Origin of the sequence: Agrobacterium vitis (genome assembly GCF_037039395.1) — a bacterium.
Lineage (GTDB): Bacteria > Pseudomonadota > Alphaproteobacteria > Rhizobiales > Rhizobiaceae > Allorhizobium > Allorhizobium vitis_E.
In genome coordinates, this window is sequence record NZ_CP146244.1 from 75,141 (window position 1) to 93,117 (window position 17,977).

At 54.7% G+C, this 17,977-nt stretch carries 8 protein-coding genes; all 8 read left to right on the plus strand.

All coding sequences use genetic code 11. The features are described from left to right. Genes dpdE through dpdD form a run of 8 tightly spaced genes read left to right on the plus strand, consistent with a single transcriptional unit; the run spans position 1 to position 17,906 of the window. Positions 1 to 3,246, plus strand: coding sequence for a protein DpdE (gene dpdE, locus V6582_RS21855; protein WP_156633536.1), 3,246 nt, complete (start codon positions 1 to 3; stop codon positions 3,244 to 3,246). Further along, positions 3,243 to 5,813, plus strand: coding sequence for a protein DpdF (gene dpdF, locus V6582_RS21860; RefSeq protein ID WP_156633535.1), 2,571 nt, complete (start codon positions 3,243 to 3,245; stop codon positions 5,811 to 5,813). The genes dpdE and dpdF overlap by 4 nt, the downstream gene beginning before the upstream one ends. After that, entirely contained in the window at positions 5,810 to 6,715 is a 906-nt protein-coding gene (dpdG, locus tag V6582_RS21865) for a protein DpdG (RefSeq protein WP_156633534.1), read from the plus strand. Before dpdF ends, dpdG begins: the two co-directional genes overlap by 4 nt. After that, complete coding sequence (dpdH, locus tag V6582_RS21870) at positions 6,715 to 9,834, plus strand: protein DpdH (protein WP_156633533.1); 3,120 nt, start codon at positions 6,715 to 6,717, stop codon at positions 9,832 to 9,834. Before dpdG ends, dpdH begins: the two co-directional genes overlap by 1 nt. Then, positions 9,831 to 10,556, plus strand: a complete 726-nt coding sequence (locus tag V6582_RS21875) for a hypothetical protein (protein WP_156633532.1) — start codon at positions 9,831 to 9,833, stop codon at positions 10,554 to 10,556. Before dpdH ends, V6582_RS21875 begins: the two co-directional genes overlap by 4 nt. After that, positions 10,553 to 15,106, plus strand: a complete 4,554-nt coding sequence (gene dpdJ / locus V6582_RS21880; protein ID WP_156633531.1) for a protein DpdJ — start codon at positions 10,553 to 10,555, stop codon at positions 15,104 to 15,106. The genes V6582_RS21875 and dpdJ overlap by 4 nt, the downstream gene beginning before the upstream one ends. Next, entirely contained in the window at positions 15,103 to 15,642 is a 540-nt protein-coding gene (gene dpdK / locus V6582_RS21885; protein ID WP_156633530.1) for a phospholipase D-like domain-containing protein DpdK, read from the plus strand. The genes dpdJ and dpdK overlap by 4 nt, the downstream gene beginning before the upstream one ends. Next, positions 15,639 to 17,906: a protein DpdD gene (dpdD, locus tag V6582_RS21890; protein ID WP_156633529.1), complete on the plus strand. Its 2,268-nt coding sequence runs from the start codon at positions 15,639 to 15,641 to the stop codon at positions 17,904 to 17,906. Before dpdK ends, dpdD begins: the two co-directional genes overlap by 4 nt. Positions 17,907 to 17,977 lie beyond the last annotated feature (71 nt).

The window sequence follows — 17,977 nt, forward strand, 5'->3', positions numbered from 1 at the left end:
GTGTTTGTAAGGGCAATCGAGGGAGAGTTTGCCGAGTTAGGGATCGGAAAGTTAATTGACCGAAGAGGGCAGACTGCGCTCGTCGAGTATTTTGACTCGCCCAACAGTGAAACTCATGTCCATTCGATGGACGTTGAGCTTGTAGCACCAGTTGCGCTACCTGAGCAGACGCGCATTTACTATTTTAGCAAGGCGACGGCAGCCTGGGAAATTGGCCGCGTTCTCGATGACCAAGGTGAATTCCTCTACGTCAAGTTTCCCAATGGGATAGACAGGCGCTTAAGACCTTTGGAAGCATTCGTCAGATGGGCAAAGCCGATTTCTGACCCCACGGCCTTCCTGGCAGCGAGGATTAACGAGACGCCCCGGTTCTCGGCCGGGCGTAGCGGTTTTGTACGTTCGCTTGTGAGCCAACGAGGGGCCACTATCGGCATGTCGGCCGTTGCTTCTTCCGCCATCGAATTGGAGGCCCACCAGATCGAGGTGGTTCGCCGCGTGCTACAAGACCCGGTGCAACGCTACCTCCTTGCGGACGAGGTCGGGTTGGGCAAGACCATCGAAGCGGGAATGTTGATCCGCCAATGTCATCTTGACGCGCCCGATGTCCAAATTCTCGTGATCGTTCCGGATGCACTTGTTCAGCAATGGCGCATCGAACTGACATCCAAATTTTTTCTCGGTCATTGTCTCGATCAATCGCTACACGTTGTTTCTTACTCCAACGTCGACCAAATCGTGGCTCTGCTCCCATCTCTCGCGATGCTCGTTATTGACGAAGCCCATCACCTAACCGAGGACCGGGGACGTGGCGCTAACAGCTTGTACCCTGCAGTTGCGAAAGCAGCTCCGGCTATCGAACGGTTTATTCTCTTATCCGCGACGCCCGCCCTCCACAATGAACGTGGCTTTCTCGAAATGCTTCATCTGCTCGACCCCGACACCTATTCGCTCGATGACGTACCGGGGTTTCGGCAGAGGGTTGTAAACAGGCAGGCACTCGCCGAGATTGTGGCTGGGCTTACACCCGACAACGCATTGTTCCTAGACGAACGCCTTGCCGAACTTGAAGAGTTCTTCCCCGATGATGAACTGCTTCATACGTACGCGCGGGAATTGTTATTAGTAACGAATGAAATGCCAACCGAGGACGATCCGAGGTTGATCTCGGCGATCAATGTGCTGAGGGCACATCTGAGTGAAGTCTATCGGCTTCATCGCCGCGTCCTCCGGCATCGGCGCAGCAGCGTCGGTGGCTTGACTCCTCATCGAGCAGGCGCCCACGTTATTGAATATCGATCGGAAGAAAGTGGTCGACTGTCTAACACCACCGAAGACTGGCGGTTTGAGGAGTCGGTGGCCTCTGCAGGCGATCCAACCGGCAAAATGCGACTCACTCGGTCATCGGCGTTTGCCAAGTTACTCGACCGTTCGTCTCAGTACGCTGCGAACGGCAACGGCGTTGTCGGATCGCTCGCTCGTCGACCGGAACTGGTCGGCAATATGGAAAAATTCGATCGCATTGCCGAGCAACTGAACAGTGACGCGCATTTTGAGGCGAGGCTTGATGCGCTGATAACGGGTATTCAGCCTATGCTTGTCCCCAAGCAGCAGGTGGTTGTCTTTTGCTCAGATGAAAGGACGGCTGATAAGCTTGCTAAAAGCCTGGAGGATCGTTTGAAAGCCCTGGTCTATCGCCATCACCCGGAGGACCGAGGGTGGCAGGCGTTCAACGACAATTCTGAACCCGCGATTTTGGTGTGTGATCAGCGCGCTGAGGAGGGACTCAACCTTCAAGGTGGACGCAAGATCGTGGTTCATTATGATCTTCCATTTAATCCAAATCGCGTAGAGCAAAGGTTGGGTCGTGTCGATAGATACGGTTCAGGAGATGCAATTCGATCAGTTGTTCTTAATTGTCTCGATAATGCGCTTGAAGGTGCGTGGCTGGGGTTCTTGGACAGGGGATTGGAGATTTTCAATCGCTCCGTTGCAAGCCTCCAGTATTTTATCGAGGACATGAACAGTGCGTTGGCTCACTCGCTGTTCGATGGTGGATTGGACGCCTTGCTTGAATTGACGGAGGTGAGTGGCGGTAAAGACGGGCTTATCGCAAAAGAAATGCATAGTCTGAACCAACAGGATGCACTGGACGCACTTGGTGCCACGCCTTCGGAATTGCTGGACCAGTTATCGGACGTCGATGAGGATTGGGAGGTCCTGGAAGCGGAGGCTAGAAACTGGATAGAGACTACGCTCCAGTTTCATCGAACAGTCGAGCATGTTGGGGGAAGCCGCGACGCAAAGGGGTCGCCACCATTCCGCTATCAATACGCATCATCGGGCCGCGCCACGTTGGTACCCCTGGAGACATTCTACGCCCGATGCCAGTCGGCGGTTGATCGATCACAAGCTGCCGCACTGGCGAGGAAAATAAGAACCGTCCCACTCACGTTCCGGAGAAGAACAGCGCTCAGCCGGGCTGGGCAATCGATGGAAACGCGAATCCTTAGATATGGCGACCCCTTCATCAATGGGATGTGGTCGATTACACAGGCCGATGACCGGGGCCGCTCTACTGCGTTGTGGCGCTACCTGCCGGGACACAAGAGCGATGGCCAAAGTAATCTGTTCTTTCGGTTTGATTATATCGTCGAGGCCGATATTTCGGGCGCCACTGAGGTTCTCTTAGCGGCGTCCCGGATAACCCGGTCGTCGCAAGCGGCCGTCTTGCGACGCGGAGACATGGCGCTCCCGCCGTTTTTCTATACGGTCTGGCTTGACCGCGACCTCAACCTCGTCGAAGACGCCTCTATCCTGCGAAACCTTGAAGTCGACTATCGCCCTGAGCCGTCGGGAGATGGGGGACGTGATTTCAACCTGAACCCCAGACGATGGCACCAACTGGACCGTCTTGACATCCCCGAGCTTGGAAACTGGGCGGGTTTATGTATCGAGGCGCGGCGACGGAGTGAAGAACTACTGAGGACATCACCATCCTTCGTTCAAAAATTGGCGAGTGCGTTTAACCATGCTTCCGAAACTGACATCGGTCGAATTGGACAGTTGGCAGCCAGGGCACAACGAAACGGTAGACCAGATGAGATTGCCGATCTCGCGTTGGAGCAGGCCCTGTCTGGCGCCTTGTTGGAAGGCATCGTCGCTCCTCGCATTCATGTGGATGCGGTACGCGCTTGTTTCTTAAGCGGCCTCGCTTCAGCAGCGTCAATATTGGATAAACCAGCATGAACGCCAAGCTCGACTTTGACGTTCTATATGCAGTGCTGGACGAATGGCCTAACGCCGATTTGCCTACTGGTGCCCAAGATGGGCTCTTCGATCGCATCCTCCAGATCCTGACAGCTTGTCGAGCACAGGATAAATTGACGAACGATTTCATTAGCCTGCTTCGCCACGTTTTGAGGCGTCATACTCTTCAAGCGCAGATGACAGCGCGTTTGAGGGTCCCGGCTGTATCCATGTGGCCTTCTCGCGATCAATGGGCAAAATTCGGTGTTCGCGCCCAGAGAGTGGGAGTCGATCAATTTTTGATCGAGGCCCATCCGTACGCTCCGTCATGGCTAAGCGATACCGATGTACCTATTTTCGAGGACTCGTTTGCAGAACGAGAAGTACGCCTCGATTGGCGGCGGCCGATAGATCCATTTCTCGAGCATGCCAGCAATTTTACTAGCTACACCTCGCCGGGACAACGTGAGGCCGTACGAAGCGCATTTCTTATGGCTCCGGGCGAAACGCTAATTGTTTCGCTGCCGACCGGATCCGGTAAAAGCTTCGTGGCTCAGGCGCCAGTGCTTGTTCGCGGACTGGAGTCGGGACTTACGTTATGTGTCGTTCCGACGACAGCGTTAGCGCTGGATCAAGCACGACAGACCAGGAAATTGATCAAAGATCGTCATCCACGCACCGACGTGCCCGAACTCGCGTGGCATGCTGGGCTTACTGATGAGGAGAGAACAGAACTCAAGAGTGCGATCAGGCAGGGGCGGCAAGGAGTGCTCTATTGTTCTCCTGAGGCGGTAACCGGGGCGTTGCTTCCTGCCCTATACGATGCAGCAAGGGCCGGGTTCCTTGCGTATCTGATTATTGACGAGGCTCATCTTGTCAGCCAGTGGGGCGATGGATTTCGGCCTGCATTTCAGATGCTTTCCGGGGTACGTCGCGGCTTACTCGAAGCCTGTGGCGGTGAGCGCTTTCGAACCATCTTGATGTCGGCGACCTTGACCCCGGAGACTGTCGGCACGATCGACGCATTGTTTGGACCTGCGCGTACAACGCAAATGATTGCGTCAATCTATCTCCGGCCAGAGCCACAATATTGGATCCACCGCGAGTTGGACGAGCAAGCAAAGGTAGCCAAGATCCTCGACGCTGTTCGTCATGCTCCCAGGCCATTCATTCTTTACGTCACGAAGCGTGATGATGCCCGCGCATGGTTGAAGCGGCTGAGAGCAAACGGCTTTCTTCGCACCGAATCCTTTCATGGAGAGACGCGTGACGGCGAGCGACGGCAGATCATCGATATGTGGGCTGGTAACAAGCTGGACGGTATTGTGGCGACGTCCGCTTTTGGTGTTGGCATCGACAAGCAAGACGTTCGCACCATTATTCACGCGACGGTCCCCGAAACACTCGATCGCTTTTACCAGGAAGTCGGACGCGGCGGGCGCGACGGAAAGACATCAACGTCGCTGTTGATTTATTCAGAAGTCGATCGCGAGATAGCAGAACGATTGAGCGCGCCCTCCCTGATCAGCGAAGAATTGGGTTTTGAGCGATGGTCAGCCATGCTTGAGACGGCAAAGCCACTCAATCCGACGGGAAGCCTGCTCGAACTTAGTCTCGATGTCGTTCCTCCGCGTCTACACCAACAAACTGACTACAACGCAGCTTGGAATATGCGCACTTTGATCATGATGGCGCGAGCGAATATGATCGATCTAGGATCTCGTCCTCCGGAGGCTTTGGCCCGAGATGAAGGCGAGTTGGACGCGGCCTTCGATCTGCGAAATGAAGAACATTGGGCACAATATTTCCGGCAAATCATCGTGAGCACAAACGAGTTCGCCCATCGTAGTAGGGAATTCTTTGACGCCCGCATAGCCGAAGAGCGGGGCAGATCGACGCGAGCAGCAGACGCGGGCAACGAACTCTTGGGCAGTCTCCTCCAAGGTTCGACGGAGGTCTCTAGCCTGCTTGATGATCTATATCGCAGCCACGCGCCCCGCCGCGCGATGATCGTATCGCGCGCATGTGGAGGATGCCCAGCACATCGAGCGGCGGGGAGCGCCGACTTGTCGTATGCTGAGCCGGTCGCTCCAGGTATCGATCTATCCACTAAGCCCGACACTTCCGCTTTTGAAGGACGATTTCCGCACCTGAGTGTTCACGCCCCCATTCTCTTGCCGTTGTCCACACCCTTTGATCCAAGTCAGATCATCAAAGTACTCGGAGCACTCGTTGCAACATTTGGGATCCGCGAAATCAGTGTGTCTGACCGATTCCGCATGGAAACGCCGGCTTTGAATAGACTGCACACCCGGTCAGACAATGGAATTTTGTTATTGCAGTCGATGGACGAGGAACGCCAGCGCATGTCAGGTTTCAAGTTGGCGAGAGCGACCATCTTAGAAGAGGGGATGGCGGTGGAACCTATGCTTCTACTTGACCGACCGCTACATTTCCTCCTTTTGCCGGCGACAACGAAGGATCCGTTCCATCCTGAAAGGCGTCTTGTCGAAACCGACAGGAACACAATTACATTCGACCAGTTCATGCTGGGTGCTCGCGCATGAGTATTTTAAACATGCCCAGTGACGGGCTCTTCAACGTCTTGATTGTCCTCGTAAGGGCACTGGTTCGCTTCGGTCCTAAATCGCGAGATGAACTCCTAGGGTCTTGTGGTGCAAATGTTTCTTCAATCGATCCGAAGCAATTGAATCAGACGCTAAACCGCTGGATGGAGCTCGGATTATTCGAACTTGAAGCGGATCAGGTTCGGCTGAATGAAGCCCACAGAAAAACTCTTGGCAAAATTCCAGACCTGGCAGAACTGAAACTGCCAGGAATCATTCGATCCGTGGCGTTGAGACCAGAAAACAATCTTCGCTTTTGGGAATCTGAGGGCAATAGAAGCGCCGACCTCAATCGAGGTCTTTCGTGGATACTGGCCCAAGACGTCTACTCGATCGACACCGGGTCTCATCAGCTAATACAGAAGCTGGAGAATGAGCAGATTGCGGATTTATCAAAGCGCATCTTTCAAAATGATACGCGTTGGAACGGCCTCCGGACGTGGATGGTCTATCTCGGATTCGGCCGAACGGGGACCCGAGTGACGGTGGATCCAACTGTCGCAATCCGAGATGAATTGCCGCAAATCTTCAAACAAGACACAACCTTGTCGGCATCAGTTTTTCTTGATCGCGTGGGCGAGATCCTCCCTGTACTTGATGGTGGGAAATACCGCGTGGAAATGGAGGGCGTTCTCAATCCAGCGAGTTGGGCGGCCCCGGCAGAAAATCGGTTATCCACATCCCTGTCTCGCGCCATACAGCGTCTCGATCGCGAAGGTCTTATCGCAACAGAACAGAAAAGCGATAGCATCGACGGCGGCTTCACCTTGACGGGATATGGTGGTCGCCAGTGGCGAGACGTTACCCACATTCGACGTCTCCCTGAAAAAGGGGGCAAGTGATGCTGGAACGCTATTGGCCTGATGCAGCTGCAGTCAACGCTTGCATAAAAAACGAAGCTGAAACCGCAGACGTCTCTGTTTTGCTAGCGGTGCATCAGCCTGCACCGCTCATTCAACGTGGTGCGGTCTCAGGAAACAAAACCTCCGGATCAGAGCAAGACTTGCTGGAGGCGTTCCTTACCGACAATGTGCCGACAGGCGCATTGCTGATGCCTATCACAGGGCCGTCTGGTGTTGGCAAGTCCCACATCATACGTTGGCTTGATGCCCAGTTGCAGCGATCCGCCAAACGCGATCAGCTCCACATAATTCGAATCCCGAAGAGTGCGAGCTTACGTACAGTCGTGGAGCTCATCTTGGAGCCGCTTAAAGGCGATCCGCGTTATGCAAAAGCACGCGAGGACATGACACGCGCAGTTAGTGAAGTGAACCTTGCGGAGGCAGTTGTAACCTTCCGTGCTCACCTGCAAAACGCACTTACTGCGAGCCGTGCGCGGATGGTCACTGAGGTCCGTGAGAATCCAGAGCGTGCGCATCTTAAAGCGCTAATAGCGCACGCGGATAAATTGCCGCAGTTATTTAGTGATGGCGCGCTAGAGCAGCATTTTTCTGAGAAGGTCCTATCACGCGTGGTTTCACGCGCGCTGGGCGGGCGGACGGAGGACCAAAGCGACGAGGATGCGCTCCCTCAGTTTTCGGTCGCGGACCTCGTTCTCCCTGAAACCGTAGCGATCAATCAAGCGTCGCGGCCAGTCCATGATTATTACGTTCGCAATATCGCAGGCGTGGAAGTCGAAAAACTTGGCGCAGTCGTAGATTTGCTCAACGATGCGGTCGACCCAGCCATTGGAAACCTATTCCAACTCCAACAGAGCACCGGGGGGATCACTCTGCAGGATATCATCCTAGCAGTCCGAGAGATTCTGTTGGCAGACAACAAAGATCTGGTTCTGCTTGTAGAGGATTTTGCCGCTCTTGCCGGCATCCAAGAGGTTCTCCTCAAGGTCTGCATCCAAGAAGGCGAGCGGGACGGAAAAAAAGTCCGCGCAACAATGCGAACTGCACTTGCGCTAACTGACGGCTATCTGTCCTTCCGCGATACTATTTTGACGCGAGCCCAGAGAGAGTGGGTCGTGGGCGGGCGCACCCAGAGCGACAGCGAAATAAAGGCGAGCGTCGTTGAGATGGTTGGAGCCTATCTCAACGCGGCACGATGGGGTGAAGCCGAATTGGAACGGCGTTTCAATCTTAAAGGCGATAGTCAGGAGTTGCATGACTGGCTTCCGTCTTGGCGTGACGAAGATATATCCGAAAGCGAAAGTGAGGCGGTTGCGGCCTTCGGCTATAATGAAAAAGGGGATGCCCTCTTTCCCTTCAACCGAAGAGCGATAGAGCAACTCACTGTTCGTCATCTGACGGTCGGCGGTAATCTCCTTTTTAATCCACGACGGATTATAAACGAGATTCTGCGCAACACCCTCTTAATGCGCGGGACATATCTGGCCGGCGGCTTCCCGCCAGCCGGGTACGAAGCCATGGCGCCTAATGCAGTCCTTGCCAATTGGCTTCGGCAGACACATCAGCCGGAACAGATTTCTCGTCGCCTCGCTCCCCTCCTCGTGGCTTGGGGTGGCGATCCGATCGATCAGAATGAGATCGCGCATATGCATCCGGCGATTTTCACGACGTTCAATCTCCCACCACCTCTCGAACTGGCCAATATCAAGTTTACGCCAGAGCCCGAACGGCCGACGGTCCCGAAGGCCGTGGTCGTTGATACAAAGTCCGGCTCGGTCAAAGAACTCATAGAGCCCGAGGTGCCAGAGCCCGAGCATCCAAAAATTACAGATCTGCGCAGTAAGCTCGACGCATGGTCGAAGGGAGCGTTGTTGGGCCAGAATGAGGCTCGTGACATTCGCACCGCACTGTTCGAGTTACTGAAGGACGCAATTGACTGGCCAAGTTTGCGCATGCGGTCGTCCGACCTTCGAGCGGCATGGATTAACATACCCAATGCCTGGGGCAATCCAAGGTCTGGCCCGTATCTCCACGTTTGCGAAGATCAAAGCGACGAGTATGGCACCATCCGCGCTGGTTTGATTGCTGCGGTCCGCTTTGCGAATCTCAATGGCAGGCGTTGGACGTATTCAGAGGCGGACGATGACTATGTGGCTGTGGCACCGATCGTCGACCACCTTCTTGGCCAATTAATGCCCAAGCTCCTCAATGAGGCAAAAGCGCAAAGTGCAAGTCTTGCGAAGGCTCTTTTGACGCAAGCGCGGATTGCTGGTCTTTCACCATCTGTAAGGCCCTCCGGCCCCGATGTCATTCTGGAGGGGATGTTCAGTTTCACCGATTTGAAATCAGAGGCGCAGCCCTTTGAAGAGAATTGGGACAGTCTTCGCGCAAGCGCCCTCAGTATGATGCGACAACGGCCGGCCTGGGTTGCCTTGCAGGAAGAATTACTTGCTCGTTCCGCATCCTTCCAAGGTACGGGCAACACACCGTTTGCGATCGACACTGTAAGGCTCTTAGATGCATTTGGCGAAGAGGCATATGGGACCGAGGCACTCGATGGGTTGCCCGAGGATGTCCGCGTTTTCCTGCGCCCCTTGGCTGAAGCACGACTATGGCCACAACTGACGCCGGTCGTTCAAAAGCTCGACAATTTTAAAAGGCAAATCGCTGACTACGTAGATGCCAATTTCGACAAATCGACATTTGTCGCGGATCTTCAGACAATCGTGATGTTGCTGGCCAAAACTGGAACCGCTCCGTCAAACGGTATCAATCTGAAAGAGTTCGAGAAACAACTACTTGAATTCAAACAAAGCGCGTTTGTTGATTTGGTTGGGAAAATCAATGTCATAACGGAAGCTGATCGTGAACAAATTCCGAAACTGCTTAATGCGCTCGGCGCAATCGATCTGGGTTTGATTGGACGAACAATGATGTTTCTGAATCAGACCACCCAGTTGCTGTCAGCGTCTGAGATCAGCGTTTCGCGTGAAGAAGCGAACCGAAGTCAGTCTGATCCATCGGACGTCAGCCAAGAGATTGTTGCCATGCTCGAAAGTGTAGCAGGCATATACTCACAGGCAGAGGGAGAAGTGCGTTGACGGCCAATCTCGCTATTAGGGCTTCTGCTTTACGGTTGCGACTCGAGGCGCTGGAGAAGGCAGCGTCTAATGTTGCCGAAGTTAGCGCGCTAGAGGGTTTGCGAGCGGATTTGGCAAGCCGGGCTCAGAAATTGGCTGTCGAACAAGGCAAGCAGTTGGTGCTCACAGCGTCAAAGATCACTGTGCCGGACCCGAAAAGCATTATTGCTGCTCGAAAACGCGCCGCCGGCCTACTTGAAAAGTTTCTGGTTGAACGACAGGCCTCCACTCTAAAGCGCGGTCAAGGTTGGCGACTGTTACTTGAGGAAACTGATGCTGCCACCGGTGAACTCGCATCCGTCTTGATGAGCGCTTGGCGAGCCTACCGGCAGGCAGTATTCGCTGGCGAAACGCCCGCACAGATCCGCGGAAAGCTTGCTCACACCAAAGAGAACGATGCTGTATTCGATGAATATCAGCGTCTTTTTACGGAATTGAGGGCTAAGTTCGACACTCTTCCAAACGATCAGGCCGCCGTGAAGCACGTTGAAAGCCTCGCGGAAAGCCTGGTAAAGGTCGGGAAATCTTTCAACTTCAACGTACCGGCGGACGTAAAGCGGTTTTTGGAGGCCGTACTGTCGGTTAATGGAGCGCCATTGTCGTTGATGACGCCGGCTGTTCAAGAATGGCTGACAGCTAACGGAAGCCTTGACAGCTACAGCATTCGAGCAGCGGCACAATGATCAATCCCAACGAAAGATTTATGATCGCTGTGCTCGACAGGATTGAGCAGCGTGAGGCCCGTCTCCTGACATGGGGCCTTGTTGATGGGTTTTTGGCATCGCACGAAGTTGCGGAGATCATCGATGCGATGTTGGACGATCCAGCGCACGCTGATGGAATAACCTTCGTCCGTGTCTCTGAGGTCGTGGAGCGACTGCGCGAGCGTGTTCTTCTTCTCGACATTGGTGAAACACCAGGCGAGCGATACCGCTCACGGATGGCTGAGACTGTTCGGCTCTCCTACCGACTGAGGCAACTCTTTCCACAGCACCGCGGCTTGGTGGGCTGGCAGGCCGCTCCGACCCTCGTCGCAGATTTCCGATTTCTATGGCGTCGACGCCGTTACCCCAACCGGACGATCTCAGCGGAGAGAAGTCTGCGCGAGATCAGTGACGCGACATCGGATCACTATGCACGCCAAGCAATTGCTGATCTCATTGAAAGCTACGGTTCGGACTTCGGGCTAGCAGGTTTTCAGGTAGAGGCAGCAACCCGCATTTTATCCAGCCTTGAAAGTCCACGTTCGCTTGCGACTTTGGTCAGCGCAGGGACCGGCAGCGGAAAAACACTGGCGTTCTATTTGCCGGCGCTCGCCCGAATAGCATCGCATATACGTCGAGATGGTGCGCGGAGGAAGTGGGTCAAGATACTTGCAGTTTATCCCCGAAACGAACTGCTCAAAGACCAGTTCGCCGAGGTTTACAGCCAGGCTCGTCGCCTCGACACATCGTTGCAGACGGTTGGTGGTAGGAAAATCCTCATCGGAACGTTGTTCGGCCCAACCCCCGATAGTGCTGCTGAGGCTCAGGACAGTAGTGGGTGGCGGCGTCATGCAACGGGACTGGTCTGCGAATACCTGCGATGCCCTGATCCAAACTGCGACGGGGAAATGATTTGGCGCGAAAACGATAGAGCCAATAAAATCGAGAGACTGGTCTGCTCTGAATGCGATCATGCCATTGAAAGCGACGAGATCATCCTCACAAGAGAACGCCTTCGGCGCGAAAGCCCCGACATTCTCTTCACGACGACCGAAATGCTTAATCAGCGGATGGGAGACAATCGGATCCACCATCTCTTCGGCATTGGCGAGCGGGCGGCTCACGCGGTCGAGATGATGCTTCTCGACGAGGTTCACACATACGCAGGTGCGTCGGGTGCGCAGGTCGCGTATCTTCTCCGACGTTGGCGGCAGATGGTTCGCGGGCCAGTTAGCTTCGTCGGTTTGTCGGCGACATTGACGGACGGCGCGCGATTCTTTGCAACGCTTACGGGGTTGTCGGAGCATGCCGCAGCGGAGGTAGCACCCAAAGCCGGTGATATGATCGCTGAAGGGGCGGAATACTTGTTGGCTCTTCGAGGCGACCCAGTATCACGCACGGCGCTGCTTTCGACAACAATTCAAGCCGCGATGCTGTTGTCGCGAATGCTCGATTCCTCGGAAAGCCGGGTAAGTCGTGGTATCTTTGGCGAAAAGGCTTTTCTTTTCGCTGACAACCTCGATGTCATTAATCGCTTGTACTATGCGATGTTGGATGCGGAAGGCCGGCGCAGTAACGGCGCCCCAGATTTGAACGCCCATCCCACGGGCGGACTTGCGACGCTTCGTTTTCCCATGACGAGCGAGCACCGAAAAGTACACGGCCAAGATTGGGAAGCGGCCGTTGACATCGGTCACAGTTTGCAAGCTTCCGATCGGAAACGGGTGGGGCGTGTAATGTCAATGGATCCGGGTGTGGGAAACAATCTCGACGTCATTGTTGCGACCGCTTCATTGGAAGTCGGATACAATGATCCGCTAGTGGGCGCGGTACTTCAGCATAAAGCACCGCGGGATGTGGCTCAGTTTCTGCAGCGGAAGGGCCGAGCGGGTCGTTCGCGCCGAATGCGTCCATGGACCGTCGTTGTGCTGTCGGACTATGGAAGAGATCGAATTGCCTATCAGGGCTACGATTTGCTTTTTGACCCAGAATTGCCGATGCGCACACTGCCTATCGGCAACCGTTATGTCACCCGCATCCAGGCGGTTTATGCGACCCTGGACTATCTTGCCCGGATGACCGGTTATGATCGTGGTGGCAGCGTCTGGACCAATTTGTCCGGTCCTTCTGAATACGCCAACCAAAGATCGCGCCAGGATCGGTTTGCCGAAGTCATTCATGGTTTGATCACCAGCCCGTCTGAGCTTGAGCGTTATTCTTCTTACTTATCAGAAGCATTGCGTCTGGACATGCAGGAAATTCAGTCACTGCTGTGGGAACACCCCCGTCCTCTTCTAACCGAAGTTCTGCCGACGGCTTTGCGGCGTCTTGAGACACAATGGCGAACGCAGAAACAGGGCGTTATAGATTATAATGTTCGCAACTCCCCCTTGCCAGAGTTTGCGCCTGCAAATCTGTTCGGTGAATTGAATCTTCCCGAGGTCGATATCATTACACCTGCAGTCGGTGGGGTTGTCCCCGATCCCGTGTTTATGCCGATCGTACAAGCGATGCGGGAATTTGCTCCTGGGCGGGTCTCACGGCGCTACGGAATAACCCATGCCTTCGAAAAGCACTGGGTATGCCCACCTCTTGATCAAAACGTTGAGCAGTCTATGCCGATCGATGCGAACGTTCGGTCAGACATGATTGGTATCTGGCAGATTTCCACTGCAGCCGGTGCTCAATCAATCCCGGTCTACCGCCCGCGTACCTACACTTTAAATCAGTCACCTGGCACAGTAGTGGACACGTCGAACGCGCGCCTAAGATGGCAGAGCCAGATCGTCGCTCGAGACGTTGGCCAAGTCTTCAACGCGCCACCCGGGAACCCTTGGGCCAAATTTATCGCGGATGTGCGTTTCTACACCCATCAAGGCCTAAGCCCGATCGAGGTGCGCCGAATGGCGCTCGGCAGCGACGCCGACATACGATTCAAAGATGGGACGTCGTCGAAAAAGCGGTTCTGGTTTGAACGGGACGGCCTGGCGAGTGCACTCGGGTTCAATCTCTCTGTCGATTCGCTTTGCATTCGCCTTCGGTTCGACGAGTCATTATGGTCGAGTGTGGGACCTGAAAGCTGCCAACTTTATCGGGCCTTGAGGACAGCGCGGTTCCACGATGAGGCCAAGGGAGAAGCGTATTTAGCCTCGGTGGACAACGTTTTCGCCCGCGGATGGCTCGCGCAACTGTTGTTGTCAGCGCTGGGTAACGAAGCGATGGCGAAGTCCATTACGTTGCGCGAGGCGGCCGGCAATCTCGCAAATGGACACGCCGATCTTTCGTTGGAACAGACCCTAGTGATCCTTTTTCAATCGCCTATCGTTGATGATGCCAACGGTCAGGGTAACCTCCAGGATAAACTGCGGCAGGATCTAGGAGCCCTTTTAGCGGATCCGGTGGTCAAATCCGGACTGTTCAATCTTGCGACCATTTTGTGGGCATCGATTGGACTGGATTGGGAGCCGTGGCTACGGCAGAGGTTTGCAGCAACGGCAGGCGCAGCGGCCTTCAATGCCATTTTAAGCCTCTGCCCGGAGATCGATGGTGAGGGTCTCGTCGTCGATATCGATCCCGGTCCGCGCGAACCAGATGACGTGCTTAGTGGAGAGCAGGAAGCGGAAATCTGGATTAGTGAGCTGGCTCCCGGAGGAAACGGTCAGATAGAGGAAGCGCTGAAGCAATACGTCGAAGACCCGCGCCGGTTCTTCAACCTCATGACATCCCAGTTAAGGGATAGCGACTTTGCATTGAGCGACTATCAGTTGGCGAAGTTTGTCACCATAGTTTGCGAAAGCGATCCTTCTGGCGACATCTCCACTGCGGCCCAGGCCTTTCGCGACGCGTACGGCTCGGACGAAAGCCATCGAGCAATGTTATCTCTGCGTCATTCGCTCGCTGCCGGAGGGTTTGCGACATTTCACGCTTTCATGGTCGCACTCGCAAATCGTGTACTGCGTGCCGGTTCCAGTCCCCAGAGCGATCGTTTTTTCCTGAGTGCAATGCGTCAATGGGATGCCGAAGAGGCACGTCTTGGCGTTGAACTAGACGCTCGGGTCATCGCGTACCGTCTAGCAAGGCGTGACGACATCGATAATGCGCTAAGCTTTGCTGGGATCGATGCGCCAACTGTCAATCCAGATCAATGGCGTTTTGGTGTGGTCTATGGCCTGCTTTGGCCACGTGGATCGCAAATCAGGCAGGCAGGGCTTAGGATAGAGTCTCTTTTTGTTGATCTCCCGCTGACTGAGCCACTCCTTGTTCGAGCATTTATCAATGAAGCGGTTCAGGCCGTCCATCTTCGAGAACCAGATTGGAAGACCAGATGCTTGGAGGCTCTCGCTTCGCAGGGATCGATTACTTTGGTCTGCGAGATAACGGATGGCGAAGACCTTGCCAGCGCTCTCAATTTCCTTGCCACCAATCCAGTTCATACCGCCTATCTGTCTGTATTTGCGCGGGTGCAGGCGGTGCGTCGGGTTGGCGATGCCTATGAAATTGATGTGGACATTGCAGAGGCGTTACAATGAATTTCGAGACACGCCGGATCTTCAAGAGCGCCGTCACGAGCCAAAACCTAATCCGCGAATTGCTCCAATTGATGTTACTAGGAGAGCTCTTGGCACCCAGCGGCGAGCGGGCATGGATCGTCAGCCCTTGGATTAGCAATGTCATGCTTTTCGACAACCGAGCGGGCGGCTTCTCATCCGTAAATCCTGAATGGGGAACACGTGAAATTCGTCTTATCGAAGTCGCTTGCGATTTGGCGGCGCGGGGAACGCCTCTCGGCATCGCGACCAGTTTCGATCAGCATAATGCACCCTTCATAAATGCCATTACTTCAGGTCTTCAGGAGGTGGGGCTTTCTGAGAACGTCGTCATAGTTCAGCGGGAGCATCTTCATACAAAGGGTGTCTTGCTCAAACGCGGGCTCCTGACCGGATCGATGAATCTTACATTCAGGGGGCTCGAGCTTAATGACGAAATGGTCGTATACGACACCAATACCAAGACGCTCGCAGAAGCCCGGCTCAATTTCGAATCATACGTCGGGGCCGGCAAATGAGAGAGGACCTCATTCTCGATAATCCTTGGTTAGCCCGTTTCTTTGCGGCTCCAAATCAATTGGCATGGAGCGCAATCGTTGGCGGTACTATCGAGCCGGATATTGACCATTATCTTCGTCCGTGGCTCCAACTTCTTGACCAACCGGAGATCCGTGCGCCTATCATTCTTCCGTTTGTGCGAAACGATGCCGTCGTAGGCTGGTATGCCAGCACGAGGGACGCTAAAGGCGGAAAGGAACTCGGCTCCGAGATCCGCGCTTGGCTCGGTCCGACGTTTCTTGACTTGTTCGAGATGGCGCCGATCGACCGAGATCCCATGGCCGGTGCGATGCGTGAGCGATCTGGCGGTATTGTTTGGCGGTTTAGCGGCTCCGATGCAGCGTCAAATCGAGAAATTTTGCAACGGCTCGACAACTTCGCGGCACTGCTTGTTCGACGGCCGGATTTGAAAAGCAATGTCCGCCGCCCGGTGGGCGCGATCCGCGCACAGTTTGAGCGCGCACTTGTGGCGAGAGACGCAGCGCAAGCAGAGGCCCTTATCGCCGAACTTAAAGCGACGGGAAGGCTCAATCAAGAGAATCTAAAATACCTCGATGTTCGTATGAGTGCTGGCCTTGGCCTCTGGCCGCAGATCGCTAGGGATCACTGGCTCATTCGGACCCTGTCTGATTTAACGCTTCCACCGCAAATTCAATCCGATCTAATTGAGGCACTTTACCGCACTTACGTTGAGGAGAGTGAGGCGCTCAACGACCCGACCCAAACGCGCAGTATATTTGAGCTTCATGTAGCGAAACGCTATCCGGGATTGTTTGCCTCACGGCGCGGTATCCGCACGCCGCGGGTCGTAAAGTCTTTTCTGCTTTTCGAGCAACTCCAGCCGTCGCCGAACGGAGCGCTCTTAACAGAACTGTTTGAGTTGCTACCAGACAATAGCAAGCTCGGGATCTCTGTTGAGCAGACCAATATTCAGCAGCCACCGCCTGTCGACGAAGGTGCTGCTGATGAGGCCTTCGATGATGGTCAGTTTGATCGTGCGCTCGCATTGTACCGGCCACTTCCCATTTCGAAGAAGTCGATATCGCGTATGATCCATTGCGTGAATTTCATCGATACTCCGGAGTCACGTCAAGACTTCTTGGCGGTGATCGACGGCGCAGATCAGCAGCTCATCGAGAGCTTGACGCCAGCAGTCCGAGAAAAGCTCAACGTCCTGCAATCTCCAACAATCCAAATCACTGCAACCGAACTGTTGTTTCCGACCGCGGCGACTTTGCCCCCGGCTGGGAGTCCGCTCGGTTGGCTGAAGTGGGCGGAAGACTTATCTTACGGAAGGGATCTAGCCGGTCTAGAACTCGCGGTTCAAAATGCGGCAACTTGGGATACAAAAGAGTTCCAGAGCGAGGCATTGTCGCGCCAATTCGCCGACCTCCTTGGCAATCTTGTTGGCGAGGCTGCGGCTGTCGCGCGTCGATCTGTCCCTCAACTGTTCGGCAGCTTCTTTCCCATTGGAGCGGATCCCGAGGTCGGTGCGAAGCCCATAGCATCCGTCCTGTTCTACTTGATCGCTGTTGATGAGAGGCTGTCAGGCACCGATCTTGACCTTCTTGCACAATTGCTTTCACATCTTCTGACGCTTGGGGTGGCGGAGGGCGAGTATCTTTCGACTATTCAAGACCTTTCTGAGATCCAAGACCGCGTTCGCTCCTACAAGCATTTGCCGTGGAGCCTCGACATTTGCGAGACGCTGGCGATTGCGCCTGCGCCGTCTAAGGCTGCTCAAGCCGCCCGTGTGGAGTTCTTCGTCAAGATTGTCGGTCAAAGTCAGGCGTTTGCGCATCGTATCGGGCCGTCAGACATGTTGCCCATCGAATTCCTTGCCCAAGACTTCGGCGTTGGTCCAGATGTGCTTACATCGCTGCGGCGGACCGAGGAAGCGGAGCAGCAGTCGGCGGACCTGCGCGATCTAAACGGCAAGACAATCGGAATTTACACATTGGCCGAAACAGCAGGAATAAGAGCAAAGGCGGCTTTGGAGCGAATGTTCCCGGGCTGCGTCGTCGAAGTTAATTCCGACACTGTTGCCACCGCGAAATTGAGGCACCTCGCCCAGCGGGCCGATCTTTTCGTGTTTGCATGGAAATCCAGTAGTCATGCCGCCTTTTACTGCGTCAAAGAAGCGCTTCCCACGGGTGAACCTATCTGGGCTCCTGGGAAGGGGACAGCCAGTATTCTAAGGGCGGTCCTCGACAGTCTTCTTTAGCTTCACCTCGCGGTGCACTCGGATCTCTTTTCAGAGAAAAGTCCCCTCCGCGGGATTTATGATCTGAAAGC